Genomic DNA, 18,084 nt, shown 5'->3' on the forward strand with positions numbered 1-18,084 from the left:
GATCGAAGAAAGCGAAGTGTCAGTCACATGGTAAAAATCGGCGTCGATGCCGGCGGCACATTAATTAAACTGGCTTATACGCATAAACAAGGCGAGTCTATCTCGTTTAGGACATTTTCGGCATTGCAGCCAGAGCAAGTTGTGGAGTGGATTCAAGCTTTCGAAGACGAGGTGCAGATCAGCATCACAGGCGGAAAAGCAAGCCTGCTGCAGTCCATGCTTGGCTTGCCTTCGATTGGCATGGTTGAGTTTGAAGCCACCTGCAGTGGTGTTCGTTATTTGCTCCGGCAATCAGGTGTAACCGAGGAGGCGCACATCCTGACCAATGTTGGGACAGGCACGTCGATTCACTATTTTGACCATAGCGCCCAGAAGCGGCTTGGCGGAACCGGTGTCGGCGGCGGAACCCTGATGGGGCTGTCGCAAGTGTTAACCGGGATTACGGATTATCACGAGCTCATACAGCTTGCAGCAGCGGGCGATCGTGACCGAATCGACTTGAAGGTCAAACATATTTATCAGGGTGCGGAGCCTCCAATTCCAGGGGATTTAACGGCTAGTAATTTCGGGAGAGTATTCGCATTAGCAGCTACAGATACGTTGATTAAGGAAGAGCTGCTAGCTTCCGTAGTGGGGTTAGTCGGGGAGACAGTGGCGACAGCCAGCGTACTGGCGGCTGCGCAATATGATATCGCGTCTATTATTTTCGTAGGTTCATCGTTTATTCAGAACGACCTTCTTAAAGAGGTCGTCGAAGGGTACACGAGGCTGCGCGGTGCCACGCCGCTATTCATCGAGAATGGCGAGTTTAGTGGAGCCATTGGTGCGCTTCTGCAACTAAGTGTTTCGAGCCGGTAGCAGGCGGCGCTGTGATTTTCCGACTCTCAGCCCTCGGCGGAGGCAGTTTGGGCTAATACATGAAGCTGAGAGACGGAATATCGAACTCTCAGCTTCTTTATTGAGCGTTTTCGCCGCTGAGAGTCGGATTTTCCGACGCTCATCCCTCGGCGCGAGCAGGTTAGGGGTAGTAACTGAAGCTGAGAGAGGGAATATCGAACTCTCAGCTTCTTTATTGTGCAGTTTCACCGCTGAGAGTCGGATTTTCCGACTCTCAGCCCTCGGCGCAGGCAGGTTAAGGTGGGTTGGCGCCAACTAATTTCAGCGGCGGAGCAGCCGATTCGGGTTAGGTAATTCCACAACAGGAAAAAAAAGTGCTTACAAAAAAGCCGATTTCTCTGATAAACTGAAATACAACTTCACCTACAAGCGCCATTCACTATAGAAAACGAGGTCATTCATAATGTTGTCGATGTTGCGAGATTCCATTAAAGGCCGCATGATTGTCATCCTGCTGCTTAGCTCCGTTGTGCCCCTAGCATTGATCGGGGGAATGTCGTACTTTTCGTTTCATTCCTTTATGGAAAACAAGCTGAAGAACGGCATCAACGAGAATGTGAAGAAGGAGCTTGTCAGCCTCGATAATATTTTGAAAAACATGAATTTCGCCTCTCAGCAGCTCGCATTGGATAAAACGATAACCTCGCGCATCCAAGAATATCTGACGACCGACGATCAGATTCGCAAAACGGACATTCTGCTGCTCGTGCAGGATCGGATGTCGCTTATTAATTATACAAGCCCTTACGCCGGAGCTCTGGCTTTAGTAGATGCCAAGGACAACCATGCGTTTATTCAGAGCTATCCGATTATGGACAAGATCACGATGTTTGACAATCCGCTGCTGCTGGAAGCGAACGGAGTGTCGTACTTCGCGCCGCATCGCTCGACAGACAAGTATAACACCGACAATACGCAGGTTTTCTCCCTTGTCCGCAAAGTGAATGATTTCGATACGAACTCCTCGTTCTATGTCTATACGGAAAGTAACTTTAATACCTTGAAGCGTTTGTTCGACGATGTCCAATATGGCGAGCCGGTTAAGCATCTGCTGCTCGATGCGAAGAATCGGATCGTGTTTAGCGAAGACCGCACCAAGTTCCCGTTGTTTGCCAAATTTAGCATGAAAGATAAAGCTTCCGATGATCTGCGTTTCATCGCTGCCAGCGAGCAAGGCTGGAAGATTGCCGTTATTATGAAGGGCGATGCCTTTCAGAAGGAAATTGATTCGTGGCTTGGCAAATTCGCGACCGTCGGCTTGTTCACGCTGCTCCTCAGCTTGCTGCTTGCCTATATCTGTTGGCGGACTGTGTATCGACCGCTTCATGTATTCCGCAGAGAGATAGAATGGGTGGGCGACAATCCGTCGTATCGTCCGCAGAAATGGCTGAGGCTTCGCGAATTTGACGAGGTGTTAGGCAGATTCTACGCGATGAAAGAGCGTGTATTCGATTTGCTCAAGGAAATCGAGCGCCGGGAGAAGGCTAGGAGCAATGTGGAGGTCGAGAAGCTGCGACATCAGATCAACCCGCATTTTATCCATAATACGCTCAATACCGTACAAGTCATTGCCAAGATGAATAAGCAAAATGAAATTGTAAAGCTGATCACTCATTTCACCCGTATTCTGCACTACAACTTGGGCAAGGAAGGGACGCATGTGCGCGTACAGGAGGAAGTCGCTAATATCAACGACTATATGGCGCTGCAGAGCATCCGTTACAGCCATCAATTTGAAGTGCAAATGGATGTGAATCCCTCGACGCTGGATGTTCAGATCCCGCGGTTTGTCCTGCAGCCGCTTGTCGAGAATGCGATTTATCATGGTTTCCGCAATCAGGACGGCACCATTAGCGTTCGCATCGAGCCTCATCAGGGGGGCGGGATCACGATGTGCGTATCCGATAACGGAGAAGGCATGTCGGAGGAACGGCTGCAATCGCTGCTTGAAGAGAAGCATCCGGACTCACGCTCTGTCGGCATGGGTATCGGTCTAAGTTTCGTGCACCGATTAATTCAAGCCTACTATGGAGAGAGCTCCGGACTGCGAATTGAAAGCAAGCTGGGCGAAGGTACGGCGATTACGATCGAAATATTGACGGGGAAAGGAGGCGAGCAGCCATGATCCGAGCCATACTGGTCGATGACGAGCATATCGTACGCAAAGGATTAATTCATATTCTTCCATGGCAGAAGCATGGGATGGAGGTTGCCGCCGACTTTGAAGGCGGGGAGAAGGCGCTTGCTTGGATGGAGCAGGAGCAGGTCGATTTGCTCGTCACCGATTTGTCGATGCCGGGGATGTCGGGCTTTGAGCTGATGCGAATCGTGAAGGAGCGGTTTCCGCATACGGAAACGGCGATTCTCACCTGCCATCAGGATTTTCAATATGTACAGGATGCGCTGCGGCTGGGCGCGATTGATTATATCGTGAAGACCGAGCTTGACGATGAGAAGCTCGACCGGTTGTTCGGTCGCATTGCCGAGCGGCTGCTTGCGGACCGGGAAGAGAGGTCCTCCCGCACGCAGCCGCCGGCACCGGCTTCGGCGCAGTCGTCGGTTACGCTGCTGCTCGCGCTCAAGACCGACTGCAAAGTACAGGAGCTGTACGCGCAGCCCGGCTTGAATGACAAACCGCTTGTCGCGCTGCAAGGCAATGCCTGGTTTACGGAGGAGCTTGCTTTTCAACCGGAAGGGGAGGCGCAGGCGGGATTGTCCAATCGCTGGGCGGTATTTTGCCTGCATCAGGTTGGCGTTAAGGATCGAAGCCGGCTCAAGTCGGTGCTGGATACTTACATCAAACGTCACTCCTTCTACGTGATGGAGACGACCCAGTCGGCCGCAGCCGTGCATGATTCCATGCAGGATGTGCTGCTTTGGGAAACGAAGCCGGTTCGTGAGGATTGGATGAAAGGCTGGCGGAACTTCGATTGGCTGTTTCAGGATGAGGCGTTCCAAACCTTCCTCGAGCAAATTGCCGAGCAAAGGCCGGATCCGAACAAGCTGTGCGGCATCATTCACCAGACGGTCTGGGCGTGGAGAAGCATGCTGAGATGGACGGAACGGGATGAGCTGCTGCAGGAGCTTGGCGGTCTGCAAACCTGGACGCAGTGGCAGAGCTTCCTGCAGCGTCTTCGCCGTTCGCTTCGAGCCATTCTGGAACAGAGCGGCATAGATAAGGATATTACTACACGAATGATTCAATCCATTGAATGGTCCTTGCTGCGATTGGATGAAGGAATTACGCAGGAGGAAGCTGCTGCGGAGGTACACCTCAGCCGCGGATATTTCAGCGACTGCTTCAAGCGGACGACCGGCGCTACGTATAACGATTTCATGCGAATGCTTCGGATGGATCAGGCTAAGCGGCTGCTGCTTCACAGCAGTCAAGCCATTCAGGAGATCGCGGCCAAATGCGGGTTCGCCGACGAATCGTATTTCCGCAAGCTGTTCCGTCAGGAGACAGGCCGATCACCGCGTGCTTATCGCGAAGAGGAAGCGGCGTTTGATGCGTTTATGCACTGGCCGCCGGTGGGCAAGTAAGCGGGTGAAGTGAAAAATGTCTGCCGACCAGCGAAAATTGTACGATGAAAGACGCATGTTCTGACAAAGTTCAGTCAGGAGATGCGTTTTTTCCATCTAATCCCCAAACGAAAACGCGTTATGATTGGAATCGAATCAACACCATATTCGTTGTCATAGAGAGGGGCTTTTGACAGAATGGTCAAAAAGTGGGCAAGCTTGAGTTTGCTTGGGCTTATGGTTTTTGCAAGCGCATGCAGCAATAATGGCGGTAACAACAACAACACTACAACCGGCAATACAGAAACGAACAAAACGAATACGACGACGGAAACAACAACAGAAACAACAGAACCGGCAGCTGAACCAGAGGTTGCGGCTGATCCATTCGGCAAGTATCCGGAGTTAATTGAGTTTACAACGATCAGACCGACAATGAACAATCCAAAGTTCCCTGAGGGCGAATCGTATGAAGAGAACGTATTCAACAAGTTCATGGAAGAGAAGCTGAATGTGAAGCCTAAATTCGTATGGATGGCGCCGCAAGATGGTGACGCTTACAAGAAGAAGCTTGATCTCTCCATCGGCGGAAACGACATCCCGGATGTGTTCCAAATCGTCGGCAAAAACATCACTGAAGTACAATCTACTGTGAAACGTCTCGTTGAGGCAGACATGATCGAGGATCTGTCGACCGTGTATGAGCAATACGCTTCCCCGGCAATCAAAGAAGCCTACGCTTCTGCAGACAACCGCGGGCTTGACCTGTACAAAGTCGATGGCAAGCTCTACGGCATTCCGAGCCAAGGCGGTTTGGAGAACTTCAACTTTGTCTGGGTTCGCGACGACTGGCGCAAGAAGCTGAACCTGGCTGAGCCGAAGACGATTGAAGACATTGAAGCACTCGCTAAAGCGTTCAAAGAAAAAGATCCGGCAGGTAACGGCACAACGGTACCGCTGGCGATGCAGATGCAAACAGAAACAGACGGATTGTTCGGTCCCGGCTATATTTTCGACCAATTCGAAGCGTTCCCTCGCCTGTTCTATAAGGATGCATCGGACTCTGTCGTGTACGGCGGTATCCAACCGCAAATTAAAGACAGCTTGAAGCTGATCGCGAACTTCTACAAAGAAGGTCTGATCGAGAAAGACTTCGCGCTTAAAGATACAGGTCAACTGCAAGAGGTTCTGGCAAGCGGACGCGCAGGCATCGTCGGCCAAGCATGGTGGGGCGTATGGTACCCGCTGTTCATGACACTGCAGAACGTTCCTGATGCAGATTGGAAGCCATATGCAATCCCTGCCAAAACAAACGGCAAGCTGAACATGGGCGCTATGAACACATCCGGTTCCGTCATGGTCGTGAAGAAAGGCTTCAAATACCCAGAGCTGCCAATGAAATGGCTGAATGTCGTCAACGAAAACGACGATACAGAATGGTGGATCAAAACATCGCAAGAAAAGTATAAAGACGCCAACGAAAAAGCAACGGTATGGGGCGGCATGACGATCATTCCTACGGACGATATCCTTAAACAAGCGAAAGACATCGTAGCTGCCGTAAACGGCGAGAAGGATCCGGCATCACTTCCGTTCAAGAACAACGATGCGTTCCAGAACATCAAGAAGTTCATTGACGAGCTGCAAACGCAGCCGGCAAGCAAAAATGTCCTGCAATGGCAAAACACGCGCAGCTGGTATGATGCAATGGGTTCCGCAGCCAAATTAGAATCCAACATCGTCTACTCCGCATTCGACGGTCAAACACCGACGATGGAGAAGAAGCTGACGGCGCTAAACGAGCTGCAAATGAAGGCCTACCACCGCATCATTATGGGTAAAGCCGATGCAGATGCGGAGTTCGATCAATTCGTAGCGGATTGGAAAGCACAAGGCGGAGACGATATCTTGAAAGAAATCAACGAGGCAATAAGCAAATAAGTCGTAGTTTAATTCCGGAAGGACGCGAGGCAGTGTCTTGCGTCCTTCTATTCATTACGAATGATATCTGAAGCGGAGGTAATGCGAGTGCGCCGCAAATGGTCTGAGCAAATCCATTTTAATCTGATGCTGCTCCCCGGCATGTTACTTGTCTTATTATTTACAATTTGGCCAATGGGCGGTATTGTGCTGGCGTTCAAACATTTTATTCCGACTAAAGGAATTTGGGGTTCGCCATGGACAGGCTGGGAGAATTACTCCTTTGTCTTTGATACGCCTGTAGCATTACGCGTTTTCAAGAATACGGTTATCATCGCACTGATGAAAATTGCTTTCGGATTCTTTATTCCAATCGTATTTGCACTCATGCTCAACGAACTGCGCATCCATTGGTTTAAGCGTGCGGTTCAAACCATCGTTTATTTACCGCACTTCCTGTCATGGGTTCTGCTTGCAGGTATTCTAAGAGATTTCTTCGCCGTAGACGGCATTGTTAACCAGCTGCTTGGCAAGTTTGGCATTAACGAGATTATGTTCTTGGGTGACAACTTCTGGTTCCGTACCATCATTGTCGGCTCCGATATATGGAAAGAGTTCGGCTTTGGTACCATTATCTATTTGGCAGCATTGACAGGTATTAATCCTTCGCTTTACGAGGCGGCCGACATCGACGGCGCAACCCGGATGCAGAAGCTGAAATACGTCACACTGCCTGGCATCGCAACTACGATCGTTCTGGTCGGCACGCTCAGTTTGCAAAACGTACTGAATGCCGGCTTTGATCAAATATTCAATCTGTACAACACGCTCGTTTACGATTCCTCGGACATCATCGACACGTACGTGTTTAGGGCCGGTATCGAAGAAGGGCACTATGAGGTCGGAACAGCCATTGGTTTGTTGAAATCAGGTGTCAGCTTCATACTGATCATCATCTCATACGGTCTGGCAAGTCGATTAGCCAACTATCGCATTTTCTAGCAAAAGGAGGAATTCCGCATGGTCCGCAGTCAAACGATGGGCACAAAAGTGGCAGAAGCTGTTCTGATTCTCATTCTTGCGCTCGTTTCGTTCTCATCTTTGTTCCCGATCATTCATAACTTGGCGATTTCCTTCAGCTCACCAGCGAAAGCGATGGCCGGCTTTGTCACTGTCTTTCCGAAGGGCGTCACCTTTGAATCGTATAAGAAGCTGTTTGAAGACAGCGTCTTCTTCCAATCGTTCTGGATTTCGGTCAAACGGGTCGGTGTCACGTGCTTGATCAGCTTCTTCATTTCCTTGCTGATGGCTTACCCGCTGTCCCGCTCGAAGAGAGAGTTCAGGCTCCGCGACGTGTATATGTGGCTGCTGATCTTCTCGATGATGTTTAATGGCGGATTGATTCCGTTCTATCTCGTTATTCGCCAAATGGGACTGATGAACTCGTTCTGGGTGCTCGTGCTCCCGATGTTGGTAAACGTATTTAACGTCATTCTGATCGTCAACTATTTCCGCAGTATTCCAAAAGAGCTCGATGAGTCGGCTTCGATGGACGGCGCCGGTCCTTGGTTCAAGGTGTTCCGCATCTACATGCCGCTATCGATGCCCGTGCTTGCGACAACGACGCTGTTCCTCATCGTAACCGTGTGGAATGAATTTATGCTCGGTCTCATCTTCATCAACCATGAGGACAGTATCCCTCTCCAGACTTATATGCAGCAGATTGTGGTGCGGATCGATCCGACGTTGATCAAATCAATCGATGACGTAAAGCGCCTCGCATCTGTATCCGACAAGACATTGGGAGCGGCCAAAATCTTCGCTTCCATGCTGCCGATCATGCTCGTCTATCCGTTCCTGCAGCGGTTCTTCATCTCCGGTATTATGCTGGGTTCCGTTAAGGAATAAGCGAGGTACCGGCTGGCAAAGGAGGTTTGCAGCTAGCTATGCGACAAACAAACTCGATTAGCTTCGGGGATTTATTGAAACAGGGAGAATGCCTTCGGGCCTCCCTGGAGGGCGGCGAGCGGAGCGCCTATTTCAAGCAGTTCGATTCGCTGTTCGCCGCGATTCCGGAAACGGAGAAAGAGGTCTGGCTGGAAGCGTATATGATTCTGGCCGCTCAGTTTCTGGCGTTCATGCATAAGAACGGCATCTCCTTCGCGGAGCTTGAGCCGCTGGACGCGGATGCGCTTCTGCGCTGGGATGCCCACAGCTCGGCGAGGCAGGCTGCCGATTACTTGCGAGCTTTTGCAGACGCGTTGCTTCAATGTCCCGGCTACCGGGATGAGGACGGCTGGCTGGAAAGCCTGCACGCTTACATTGAGAAGCATCTCGATGAGGATCTGTCGTTAACGCGGCTCGCCGAGACGGTGTATTTCAATCCGAGCTATCTATGCCGATTGTATAAGCAGACGACCGGGCGCGCATTGTTCGATTACGTCGCCGAGGCGAAGCTGACGAGAGCCAAACGATACTTGAAAGAATCGCCGCGTCTCAAGGTTCACGAAATCGCGCGCAAAGTAGGGTTCGGCTCGCCTGCGCATTTCACGCGCGTCTTCAAGAAGCATTCGCTGCTTACGCCTGCACAGTATCGTGAGGCGTATGCGCGGTAGAATAGGATGGTGTATAGGCCGCCGTAGCAGGGGAATCTGCTGCGGCGGTTTTTCTCGCGCAACTCTAGCAAATGAATAAATAATGCTATATTGACAACTATGAATCTAAGGGATATTTTGTATATCTATGGAAGATTTAGGAGTGACTCTAGCACTGACTTTGGAGGAGGACGAACGTGGGCTTACAGAAATTCGGCGAGCAAACGACTACGCTGTTTCGGGAAGCATTGAACCAGTTCATCGAGAAGGTCAAGAAGGATGATCAAGTGATTGCAGCTGTGCTGCTTGGCAGCTTATCGTACGACCAAGTATGGGAGAAATCGGACATTGATTTGAAGCTGATCGTGCATGATCAGAAGCTGGGTACGGGCTATATGTGTTTCGTGGAGAATGATGTTCCGATTAACGCCAGCATTCAGACTCGCAATGAATTTAAGCGGTGGATCGAACGATCCGTGGGCGGCTCTATCCAGCAGTCGATGCTATATCGCAGTACGCTGCTATTCACGAAGGATGCTTCCATCACGGACTATTTTGAGCAAATTCGGATCGTTGGCGAGCGTGACAGGCAACTTCAGCTGCAGCAGCTTGGGGGGTATTCGCTCGGACTTCTGGCTAAGGCGGAGAAGTGGCTGTATGTGAAGCAAGACGCGGTTTACAGTGCCTTCTGGATTATTAAGATGGTCGATGTGTTGTCGCAGATCGAGGTGCTGCTCAATGAGGATGTGCCCATGCGGGAGTCGGTCAAACAGGCGCTCACCTATAACCCGGACTTCTTCCGTGTCATCTATTCGGAGATGGTCTTCGGGACCGTTTCGGAAGCTGGTGTTCAATCGGCTATTAATCAGATTAACGAGTATCTGAATGCCGGGGCAGAGAAACTCTTTCAGCCGATGCTGGCTTATTTGAAGGAAGAAGCGGATGTTCGCACCGTCACGGATATCGTCTTGAAGTTTAAGCCGGTCATCGATACCGATACGGGTTCCGCAACAACGATATGTGATTGGCTCGCAGATCGAGGGCTTCTGATGAAGATGGAATCGGAGACGAAGGCCACGCCGAAGAGCCGGATTATGCTGCTTGAACCAGCTTACTTGTACGAGAGCGACGAGTTTCCAGAGTGGGAGAGGGGCTAGCGCGGATGAAGAAGTATATCGAGGTACGGGGTGCCAGGCAGAATAATCTGAAGAATATTGACGTCGATATTCCGCGGGACAAGCTCACGGTCATTACGGGGGTCAGCGGTTCGGGCAAATCTTCACTGGCCTTCGATGTCATCTATGGGGAAGGACAGCGCCGATTCCTAGAGTCGCTCTCCACCTTCGCCAAGAGTCGAATGAATCAATTGAAGAAGCCGGATGTCGATTTTGTATTCGGCTTGTCCCCGGTAATTGCCATCGAGCAGAAGAAAGGGATCGTCAATCCGAGATCCACTGTCGGCACCATGACGGATATCTATGATTTCATGCGGCTGCTCTTTGCTTCGGTTGGCGAAGCCTGCTGTCCATTCTGCGAGCATCCTGTACCGATTCGGTCGGCAGAGCAGATGATCGATCATATTAAGCAGCTGCCAAGAGGGACGGAGCTTGAGGTGCTGGCCCCGGTATACAAAATCTTCGGCGAGAACTACGAAACGACGCTGGATGAGATTCGCTCGAAAGGGTTCCGGACGGTTCGCGTAGAAGGTGCCCGGCATAGCCTCGGTGATCCGATTGAGCTTGAAGAGGAAGCGGAGTACAGAATCGAGGTCGTCGTCGACAAAGTCATCGTTCAACCGGATGCTTTCAAGGCGCTTGCCAAAACAATCGAGAACAGCTTGAAGCTGGTGGGTGAAGGGTTCATTCGCTTTGAGGTCGTTCATGTGCCGGAAGGCGCGGCGGCTGATGAAGATAAGTTCTATCGCGGTTTCGCTTGCCCGGAGCATCATCTGACGATGGGGGAGCTGCAGTCGAGTTATTTCTCCTTCAATGATCCCGCCAGTGCTTGCCGGACCTGCGGCGGACTCGGCACATTCATGCGCGCCGAGGCGAAGTTTCTGGTGAAGTATCCGGAGAAGAGCATCAATAAAGGAGCCATTGATCAGAAGCTCCTCGGCACAAGCACCGGAACCTGGCATTGGTCCATCCTTCGCAGTGCGGCGATACACTACGGGTTCAGTCTGGATACACCTTATAGGGAGTTGTCTGAAGCGGCTAAGAACATCGTGATGTATGGATCCAAGGGGGAGAAGTTTCCTTTCATTCCGGGCGAAGAAGCGACCAAGTCGCAAGAGCGCAGCGCTGGCAAAATGATGACTTTCGGCGGGTTGGTTCATACGATAAATTGGTGGTACAAGCTTTACTTGAAGCGCAAAACGCAGTCCGTCGGCGATGATGAGTTCTATAAACGCGTAATGGTCGAGCATACCTGCCCGGATTGTGACGGACGGAAGCTGCGGCCGCAGCGGTTCTCCGTGAAGGTAGGCGAGGCTGATCTTCATCAGCTCTGCAATAGCTCTTTGCTTGAGTTGAGCGTTTTCTTAAAGCACATCACGTTCGCGCCACGGCATGCGGTTGTGGGTAAGCAGATTGTTGCAGAGATCGAATCTAGGATTGATCTGCTGCTTGATATTGGCCTTGATTATCTCAGTCTTGGTCGCCGCTCCGACACGATATCGGGCGGTGAAGCGCAGCGCATCCGGCTCTCTACGCAGATCAGCTCGGGGCTGATGGGGATGCTGTACGTGCTGGACGAGCCGAGCATCGGGCTGCATGCCAGAGATAGCATTCGCATCATCGACACGCTCAAGAAACTCCGCGATATCGGCAATACAATTATCGTAGTCGAACATGATCTGGATACGATCATTAGCGCCGACCATATTATTGAGGTCGGACCGGAGCCGGGACTGCACGGCGGCCGCATTACCGCTGAGGGCACAGCGGAGCAGCTGCGGTCTAATCCCAATTCCATTACGGGCTCCTTCTTAGCAGGGGTGCGGAGAATCGAGGTACCGGCAGTGCGTCGTCAGTCGGACGGACGGATGCTGTCCCTTCGAGGTGCAAGAGCGAACAATCTGCGCAACGTAGATATCGATCTGCCGCTAGGTGTGCTGGTCTGCATCACAGGTGTCTCGGGTTCAGGCAAAAGCACGTTGATTAATGAGGTCATCTGCAAGCAGCTCTATGCGACCTTCCAGGATGCGCGCATTGTTCCCGGCGAGCACGACGAGTTGACCGGACATGAGCATTTGACAGGTATCATCAATATCGACCAGTCTCCGATCGGGCGCAGCTCGCGCTCAAACCCGGCGACGTACGTCGGGTTCTTCGATAAGATTCGCGAGCTCTATGCAGCTGCTGCCAGTGCAGCGGGGAAGTCGCTCGCGAAGAACGATTTCAGCTTCAACCAGAAGAATGGCGGACGCTGCGAGAACTGCCAAGGTGAAGGCGTTGTCACGACGGCGCTCCAGTTCATGCCGGATGTAGAAGCGGTCTGTCCTGTTTGCAAGGGAGCACGTTTCAACGAGGAAGTGCTCGATGTTCGTATTCGGGAGAAGAATATCGCGCAGGTGCTGGAGATGAGCATTGAGGAAGCTGTTCAATTCTTTGACGATCAGTCTTACATTCAGCATAAATTGAAGGTGCTGCATCAGCTGGGACTTGGCTATCTGCGTCTTGGTCAATCGTCGACCACACTGTCCGGCGGGGAAGCGCAGCGGATTAAGCTGGCGACGGAGCTAAGTAAGATTATTCGCGGCTCGCATAATCTGTACGTGCTTGATGAGCCGACAACCGGCCTGCATCTGAGAGATATTCAGAAGCTTATCGATTGTCTCCATCAGTTGGTAGAAGCGGGGCATTCTGTCGTAGTGATCGAGCATCATATGGATTTGATCAAAGTGGCTGATCATGTCATCGACATGGGGCCGGAGGGCGGCAAGAAAGGCGGCATGGTCGTCGCATCCGGCACACCTGAGGAAGTAGCGCGCACGGAAGATTCGCTGACCGGTAAGTTTCTGCGGGGGATGTTGGCGGTGGAGTCACAGGCGCTGGCTTGAGTGGATGGGAGTGGCGCAGACTCATAGGTCCGCGCCACCTCTATGATGAGAAACCCAACGTTTATGATAACGTCGGGTTTCTTTCATTTTCGGGTTGTCTGAGAGCTGTTTTGCACAGTCGCGTCCATGAGCTGCTGTTACGTTCGTACTTCCGTAATCGCTTTGCCTTGCCTGTTCACGCTCTAACGGTTGTCAGCGTGGCTATTTCATGCAAATAAGCCCTTTTATAAATCTAACGGTTGTGCCAGACGTTATTTGCTGCAAATGGGGCGATTCCTAATGGGAAATGCCCAAATAAGCACGCTGGCAACCGTTAGAAAATAAAGAAGGGCTTTTAAGGCCAAATAACCACTCTCACAACCGTTACAGGTTGGAAGATGGCTCGTAAGCAGTGCCGGAAACGAAACTACCAACTTTTCGGCAGCCTGGGGGCTCTCAGTGTCGAGCAAGCATGAAAATGGGCTGTCCACAAGTAGATTGATCTACTTATGGGACAGCCCTTATTCACTTTGGAAACAGCTAGAACTGTTTCTCGGCCGCCAGACGATAGGCTGCTTTGGAGCGCAGACCAACCAGTTTATCCATGGGCTGGCCGTCCTTGAAGACAATAACCGTCGGCGTGCCCATAACACCAGCTGAAGCTGCGGCGTCAGGCAGCTTATCGCAGTCGACGTACGCGATGCGAAGCTGATGCCCCAGCTCAACGCTTAGTTCTTCCAGAACGGGCAGCAGCGTATGGCATGGCGGACAGTGAGGCGCACCGTAGTCTACCAGCACGACCCCCTCCTTAACGAGATGCCGGAGATGCTCCTGACTTTCAACTTGTTCGATTCCCACTAGATTCACTCCTTGCTTAGATTCTCGGCGATTGCTTCCGATTGAACGGCTGCGATCCGATCTACTAAATTCGTTCGGATTTGATTCAGCTGCATAATCTGTGCTTCAATATCTGCCAGCTTCCGCTCATAAACCGGCATGATTTCACTGCAAAAGGCTTCCTTGTTCCGCAAGACACAAGTAAGAAACCCGGCAATTTGCTCCGTCGTCAGGCCCAAGTTCAGATAGAGCTTGATAGTCTCCACCGTGTGAACGGTTAAAGGCGAATATTCGCGATAGCCGTTGGCTTGACGCAAGGGGGCGATTAAGCCTTGCTGTTCATAGTAACGGAGCGAACGGATGCTCACGCCTGTTTCTTTGGCTAATTGACCGATCTTCATGGGCAGCCTCTCTTCGCAATACCTGGTTTCCAGCTCATTATAAAGTCTGACATTAATGTCAGAGTCAAGTCCGAATTTATGTAAGCCCAACTTTACAGATAACGCAGGAGCTGATGGAGTTCGTCTATATGTGCGACCGGAACGATGCCTCTTCGTTCCATCTCCGGTTGATTGCCCTGATAGGCAATGAATCGCACGCCTGCTTCCATGGCGGCCTTGCCGTCAATCCAGGCATCGCCTACGGACAGCCAATTCTCCTTAGTGAGATGAGGGTAATGCCCGAGAATATGATGGATGCCCGCCGGTGAAGGTTTCATTGATACTGCCTGTTCTCTGCCAATAACATGCTCAAAATACATCTCAATTCCCGTTGATCGCAACGCTTGAATGGCTGCAGCATACGAATTATTAGTAAGAATCGTGAGGTGGAAGTCTCCTTGCAGCTGATGTAGAAGGTCTACGACACCCGGTTCAAGCCCTGCATCCTTCATCCCTGCTTGCTCGATCTCGGCCACAATGCTCCAAACCGCCTGCTCTGCTTCTCCTGTGAACTTCGCCGATAGCCGGGCATGTTCAATAAGGGTGGAGACCGTATATTCATGCAGCGGGAAATCCGCCCCGATAATGCCCTCTCTGACTAACAACGTGTGAACCTCGTTCTTCATCTGCTTGAAATCGATACGCGAACGGAGAATGGTGTTATCCATATCCAGAATCAGACCTTGTCGCTTTAATGGAACCATGGGAGCAGCCCCTTCTCTGGGTTTGTGTTAACGAATTCTAACATGCTTAATGGCAAGAAAAAAAGCCCCCTCTATGAACGAAGCATAGAGAAAGGCCAATCTCCTAACCAAAGCTCACTCTTACACCGAGCCGGTCTTGGTACTCGATTCTTGCCTGCAACTAAAGCGCAGCCCAAAGAAATGCTGCCGATCGTCGATAAGCCGGCCATTCAATACATCGTCGAAGAAGCGGTTCAAGCCGGTATCGAAAGTATCATTATCGTGACGGGGCGCGGCAAGAAGTCGATCGAGGATCATTTTGACAAATCCATTGAGCTGGAGCAGCTGCTGGAAGAGAAGGGCAACGAGGAGATACTGCGCGAAGTCCGGTCGATCAGCAACATGGCGAGCATTCATTTTATCGGCAAAAGGAACCGCTTGGACTTGGACATGCCATCCTATGCGCGAAGCAGTTCATCGGGGAAGAGCCGTTCGCGGTACTGCTTGGCGACGACATTATGGTTTCCGAGCCTCCGGCACTGTCGCAGCTTATTGAAGTGTATCAGCAGACAGGGAAGCAAGTCATTGGGGTACGTTCAGTGAAACCATCTATATTTTCAGTGTTGGAGACGATTGATCGAGGAGCCGGCGGCGAATACCAGCTGACCGATGCGCTGCATGCCATGTGCAAGAAGGCAATTATCGAGATGGGGCTGCAGCGCAAGGAGCTGCGTGCAGTTCTGCTGCCCTATTTGCAAGAGCTGCTAGCTTGGGAGAAAGCGGAGACTTCGAGTGAATCGCTCTATTCTGGCAGATCGTCTTAGTTTTATCCCATATCCTCCAAGATGATCGGACGTTTCGGGTGTAAATTGAAGATATATCCGATTCATAAAGGGGACTTGAGCGCATGTTGAATTCGAAGATCCAATTACCTGAAGAAAAAGTGCAATTTTATCGTGAAAATGGTTTCGTTCAGATCGATAATATTTTATCGCCTGAGGAGCTGGCTGAGTTTCAAGCATATATGGATGAGACGATGAACAGCCAAGGTGCGCGCGGGCTGCAAACGGATCAGGCCGGCGGCGCGTATTACAAGGTGCTGAACCAGCGCGTCAATACTTGGAGGGATCACGGGGGGATGGCACGCTTCGTGCTTGGCGAGCGTTTCGCGGATATGGGCAAGCAGTTGACGGGGTTCGAGGGCATCCGCCTCTTTCACGATCATGCTTTGCTGAAGATGCCCGGCGATTCCAAAGTAACGCCTTGGCATCAAGACCGTCCCTATTGGCCGGTTAAGGATACAGAGCCGATGGTCGCATTCTCGATCTGGATTGCGCTCGACGATGTTGACGAGAATAATGGCTGCATGATGTTCGTGCCGAAGTCGCAGAAAATCCGCAATTTGAAAGGCGTTGACCTTGTGACGCCGGAGGATATTTTCGAGCAGGAAGGCGCAAGTGAGCTTGATCGCAACACGGCCGTCATCTGCCGTATGAAGGCGGGAAGCTGCACGTTCCACGATGGGATGACGTTCCATTTTGCTCATGCGAATAATTCGGATAAGCCGCGCCGCGCGATGGCGATTGTCTTCTTCAAGGATGGCACGACCTACAGCGGAGCAGGTCATGTGTGCACAGACGGCCTTGGCTTTGAAGTCGGCGACAAGATTCAAGGCGGCTTAATGCCGAAGCTTGCGTAAGCTGCATTTATCCAACTACTGGTTAATTATTGCAACGCAATTGTAATGTAACTGAAATGCCAAATTCATCTGGTTTTAATCTTCAGCGCCTATAATAAGACTCAACCCCCTATTATATATATACTTTTAAGACCCGCGGCCCGTTGCTGCGGGTCTCCTTTTTTGTGCTTTGTCTACTTCAACGGCAATCGGTTAATACTGCGCAGTAAGAAGATTAATAGACTTTACAAACGATTTTTGCGGGTGGTATGCTGAAAGCACTCAGTTTATGCTAAGAAACATAAGACATATTATAAATGGGGAACACTCGATGCTCGAACTCTCTATCAACGAACCGGATCAATTAGTAAAGGTCGCACATGCGCTGTCATCGCATACCAGGCTGAAGATTATCAAGCTGCTCCTGAATCATAACAACATGAATATAAATGAGATCGGCGAGAAATTGGGCATTCCGGTGTCCACGGCCGGCGTGAACGTGAAGGTGCTGGAAGAGGCGGGGCTTATTCTGACCGAGATTTTGCCTGCAAGCCGCGGCGCTATGAAAGTATGCAAGCGGAATTTCGACGATGTCAGAATGATCCTGAATCCGATCAAAGGGTACATCAAGAAGGAGCAAATTTTCGAAATCGAAATGCCGATCGGCCATTACGTCGATGTGGAAGTGCATCCGACTTGCGGCATCGCCAACACGGAGACCATGGTCATTCCGGAGGACGATCCTGCCAGCTTCTTTCATCCGGATTGCCGAACAGCGCAGATCGTCTGGCTAAGGCAGGGCTGGATCGAATACCGTTTCCCTCGTTCGCTGCCGCGGAACATCGATATGAAAGCAATCGAATTTTCGCTGGAGCTTTGTTCGGAGGCCCCTAATTTCAATAACGACTGGCCATCGGACATTACGGTTTGGATTAATGACATCGAAGTGGGAACGTGGACATCTCCCGGGGATTTCGGCGATAAGCGAGGCAAGAATAATCCGGAATGGTGGCATGACAGCAGCACGCAATACGGGCTGTTAAAGACGTTTCGGGTCGACAAGGATAAGAGCACGGTCGATAATCACAAGGTTTCCGATGTGACGCTGCAAGATCTGCACATCGATGCTCAGCCGAATATTCGGTTTAAGGTCGGCGTGAAACCGGATGCCGTTCATAAAGGCGGGGTGAATTTGTTCGGCCGCGGATTCGGAAACTATGATCAGGACATTATTATGAAGGTGCATTATGAGCCTACTATAGAATGATTCAAACAAAACAACATAGTTGTTTATAACGGCGCTTTTGCGCTTGTTTTTTTGTTATTAATAACAATAATTTTGTTAGAAAGCGTTGACATTAGCGCTGAAGCGAACATATAATTTGTTTTATATTGTGATGGATGTTTTAGTTGGTTAAGCAATTCGCCATCGGATCGGGGGAATGGCATCGTTTCATGCAAATTTGAAATGAGA

General features: G+C 50.9%; 14 protein-coding genes and 1 pseudogene. 12 read left to right on the plus strand and 3 right to left on the minus strand.

Annotated features, from left to right (window positions below):
* Positions 1 to 27: 27 nt before the first annotated feature.
* The 9 genes from coaW (at position 28) to uvrA (ending at position 12,993) form a co-directional block, all read left to right on the plus strand.
* Positions 28 to 858: a type II pantothenate kinase gene (gene coaW / locus AC0YNS_RS24425; RefSeq protein ID WP_475783548.1), complete on the plus strand. Its 831-nt coding sequence runs from the start codon at positions 28 to 30 to the stop codon at positions 856 to 858.
* A gap of 442 nt (positions 859 to 1,300) precedes the next feature.
* A complete protein-coding gene (locus AC0YNS_RS24430; protein WP_475783549.1) occupies positions 1,301 to 3,022 on the plus strand; it encodes a sensor histidine kinase in 1,722 nt (573 codons plus the stop codon).
* On the plus strand, positions 3,019 to 4,440 hold the full coding sequence (locus AC0YNS_RS24435) for a response regulator transcription factor (protein WP_475783550.1): 1,422 nt from the start codon (positions 3,019 to 3,021) through the stop codon (positions 4,438 to 4,440). Before AC0YNS_RS24430 ends, AC0YNS_RS24435 begins: the two co-directional genes overlap by 4 nt.
* Positions 4,441 to 4,617: 177 nt before the next feature.
* Complete coding sequence (locus AC0YNS_RS24440; protein WP_475783551.1) at positions 4,618 to 6,360, plus strand: type 2 periplasmic-binding domain-containing protein; 1,743 nt, start codon at positions 4,618 to 4,620, stop codon at positions 6,358 to 6,360.
* 81 nt (positions 6,361 to 6,441) lie between these two features.
* Positions 6,442 to 7,341: an ABC transporter permease gene (locus AC0YNS_RS24445; protein ID WP_475783552.1), complete on the plus strand. Its 900-nt coding sequence runs from the start codon at positions 6,442 to 6,444 to the stop codon at positions 7,339 to 7,341.
* Positions 7,342 to 7,359: 18 nt separating this feature from the next.
* A complete protein-coding gene (locus tag AC0YNS_RS24450; protein ID WP_475783553.1) occupies positions 7,360 to 8,247 on the plus strand; it encodes a carbohydrate ABC transporter permease in 888 nt (295 codons plus the stop codon).
* 38 nt (positions 8,248 to 8,285) lie between these two features.
* Positions 8,286 to 8,954 (plus strand): helix-turn-helix transcriptional regulator, encoded by a 669-nt coding sequence (locus AC0YNS_RS24455; protein ID WP_475783554.1) that lies wholly within the window; start codon positions 8,286 to 8,288, stop codon positions 8,952 to 8,954.
* A gap of 176 nt (positions 8,955 to 9,130) precedes the next feature.
* Positions 9,131 to 10,090, plus strand: a complete 960-nt coding sequence (locus tag AC0YNS_RS24460; protein WP_475783555.1) for a hypothetical protein — start codon at positions 9,131 to 9,133, stop codon at positions 10,088 to 10,090.
* A gap of 5 nt (positions 10,091 to 10,095) precedes the next feature.
* Complete coding sequence (uvrA, locus tag AC0YNS_RS24465; RefSeq protein ID WP_475783556.1) at positions 10,096 to 12,993, plus strand: excinuclease ABC subunit UvrA; 2,898 nt, start codon at positions 10,096 to 10,098, stop codon at positions 12,991 to 12,993.
* A gap of 519 nt (positions 12,994 to 13,512) precedes the next feature.
* Here uvrA and AC0YNS_RS24470 read toward each other — a convergent pair.
* From AC0YNS_RS24470 to AC0YNS_RS24480, 3 genes are all read right to left on the minus strand, one after another.
* A complete protein-coding gene (locus tag AC0YNS_RS24470) occupies positions 13,513 to 13,830 on the minus strand; it encodes a thioredoxin family protein (protein ID WP_475783557.1) in 318 nt (105 codons plus the stop codon).
* A 5-nt stretch (positions 13,831 to 13,835) separates the two neighbouring features.
* Positions 13,836 to 14,210 carry a MerR family transcriptional regulator gene (locus AC0YNS_RS24475; RefSeq protein ID WP_475783558.1) on the minus strand — a complete coding sequence of 125 codons (375 nt, stop codon included), beginning with the start codon at positions 14,208 to 14,210 and terminating at the stop codon, positions 13,836 to 13,838.
* Positions 14,211 to 14,302: 92 nt separating this feature from the next.
* Positions 14,303 to 14,953: an HAD family hydrolase gene (locus AC0YNS_RS24480; RefSeq protein WP_475783559.1), complete on the minus strand. Its 651-nt coding sequence runs from the start codon at positions 14,951 to 14,953 to the stop codon at positions 14,303 to 14,305.
* A gap of 180 nt (positions 14,954 to 15,133) precedes the next feature.
* On the opposite strand from AC0YNS_RS24480, the pseudogene AC0YNS_RS24485 reads away from it, so the two are divergent.
* The 3 genes and pseudogenes from AC0YNS_RS24485 (at position 15,134) to AC0YNS_RS24495 (ending at position 17,877) form a co-directional block, all read left to right on the plus strand.
* A pseudogene (locus AC0YNS_RS24485) lies at positions 15,134 to 15,756 on the plus strand (UTP--glucose-1-phosphate uridylyltransferase).
* 83 nt (positions 15,757 to 15,839) lie between these two features.
* Positions 15,840 to 16,631, plus strand: coding sequence for a phytanoyl-CoA dioxygenase family protein (locus tag AC0YNS_RS24490; RefSeq protein ID WP_475783560.1), 792 nt, complete (start codon positions 15,840 to 15,842; stop codon positions 16,629 to 16,631).
* 310 nt (positions 16,632 to 16,941) lie between these two features.
* On the plus strand, positions 16,942 to 17,877 hold the full coding sequence (locus AC0YNS_RS24495; protein WP_475783561.1) for an ArsR/SmtB family transcription factor: 936 nt from the start codon (positions 16,942 to 16,944) through the stop codon (positions 17,875 to 17,877).
* Positions 17,878 to 18,084: the final 207 nt, after the last annotated feature.

It is taken from the genome of Paenibacillus sp. J22FR21 (genome assembly GCF_056269135.1).

Bases quoted from the DNA above. Each gene is read 5' to 3' on its own strand.
- AC0YNS_RS24450 (WP_475783553.1), top strand. From the start codon at position 7,360: ATGGTCCGCAGTCAAACGATGGGCACAAAAGTGGCAGAAGCTGTTCTG.
- AC0YNS_RS24475 (WP_475783558.1), bottom strand. From the start codon at position 14,210: ATGAAGATCGGTCAATTAGCCAAAGAAACAGGCGTGAGCATCCGTTCG.
- AC0YNS_RS24490 (WP_475783560.1), top strand. From the start codon at position 15,840: ATGTTGAATTCGAAGATCCAATTACCTGAAGAAAAAGTGCAATTTTAT.
- uvrA (WP_475783556.1), top strand. From the start codon at position 10,096: ATGAAGAAGTATATCGAGGTACGGGGTGCCAGGCAGAATAATCTGAAG.
- AC0YNS_RS24445 (WP_475783552.1), top strand. From the start codon at position 6,442: ATGCGAGTGCGCCGCAAATGGTCTGAGCAAATCCATTTTAATCTGATG.
- AC0YNS_RS24495 (WP_475783561.1), top strand. From the start codon at position 16,942: ATGCTCGAACTCTCTATCAACGAACCGGATCAATTAGTAAAGGTCGCA.
- coaW (WP_475783548.1), top strand. From the start codon at position 28: ATGGTAAAAATCGGCGTCGATGCCGGCGGCACATTAATTAAACTGGCT.
- AC0YNS_RS24440 (WP_475783551.1), top strand. From the start codon at position 4,618: ATGGTCAAAAAGTGGGCAAGCTTGAGTTTGCTTGGGCTTATGGTTTTT.
- AC0YNS_RS24455 (WP_475783554.1), top strand. From the start codon at position 8,286: ATGCGACAAACAAACTCGATTAGCTTCGGGGATTTATTGAAACAGGGA.
- AC0YNS_RS24480 (WP_475783559.1), bottom strand. From the start codon at position 14,953: ATGGTTCCATTAAAGCGACAAGGTCTGATTCTGGATATGGATAACACC.
- AC0YNS_RS24435 (WP_475783550.1), top strand. From the start codon at position 3,019: ATGATCCGAGCCATACTGGTCGATGACGAGCATATCGTACGCAAAGGA.
- AC0YNS_RS24430 (WP_475783549.1), top strand. From the start codon at position 1,301: ATGTTGTCGATGTTGCGAGATTCCATTAAAGGCCGCATGATTGTCATC.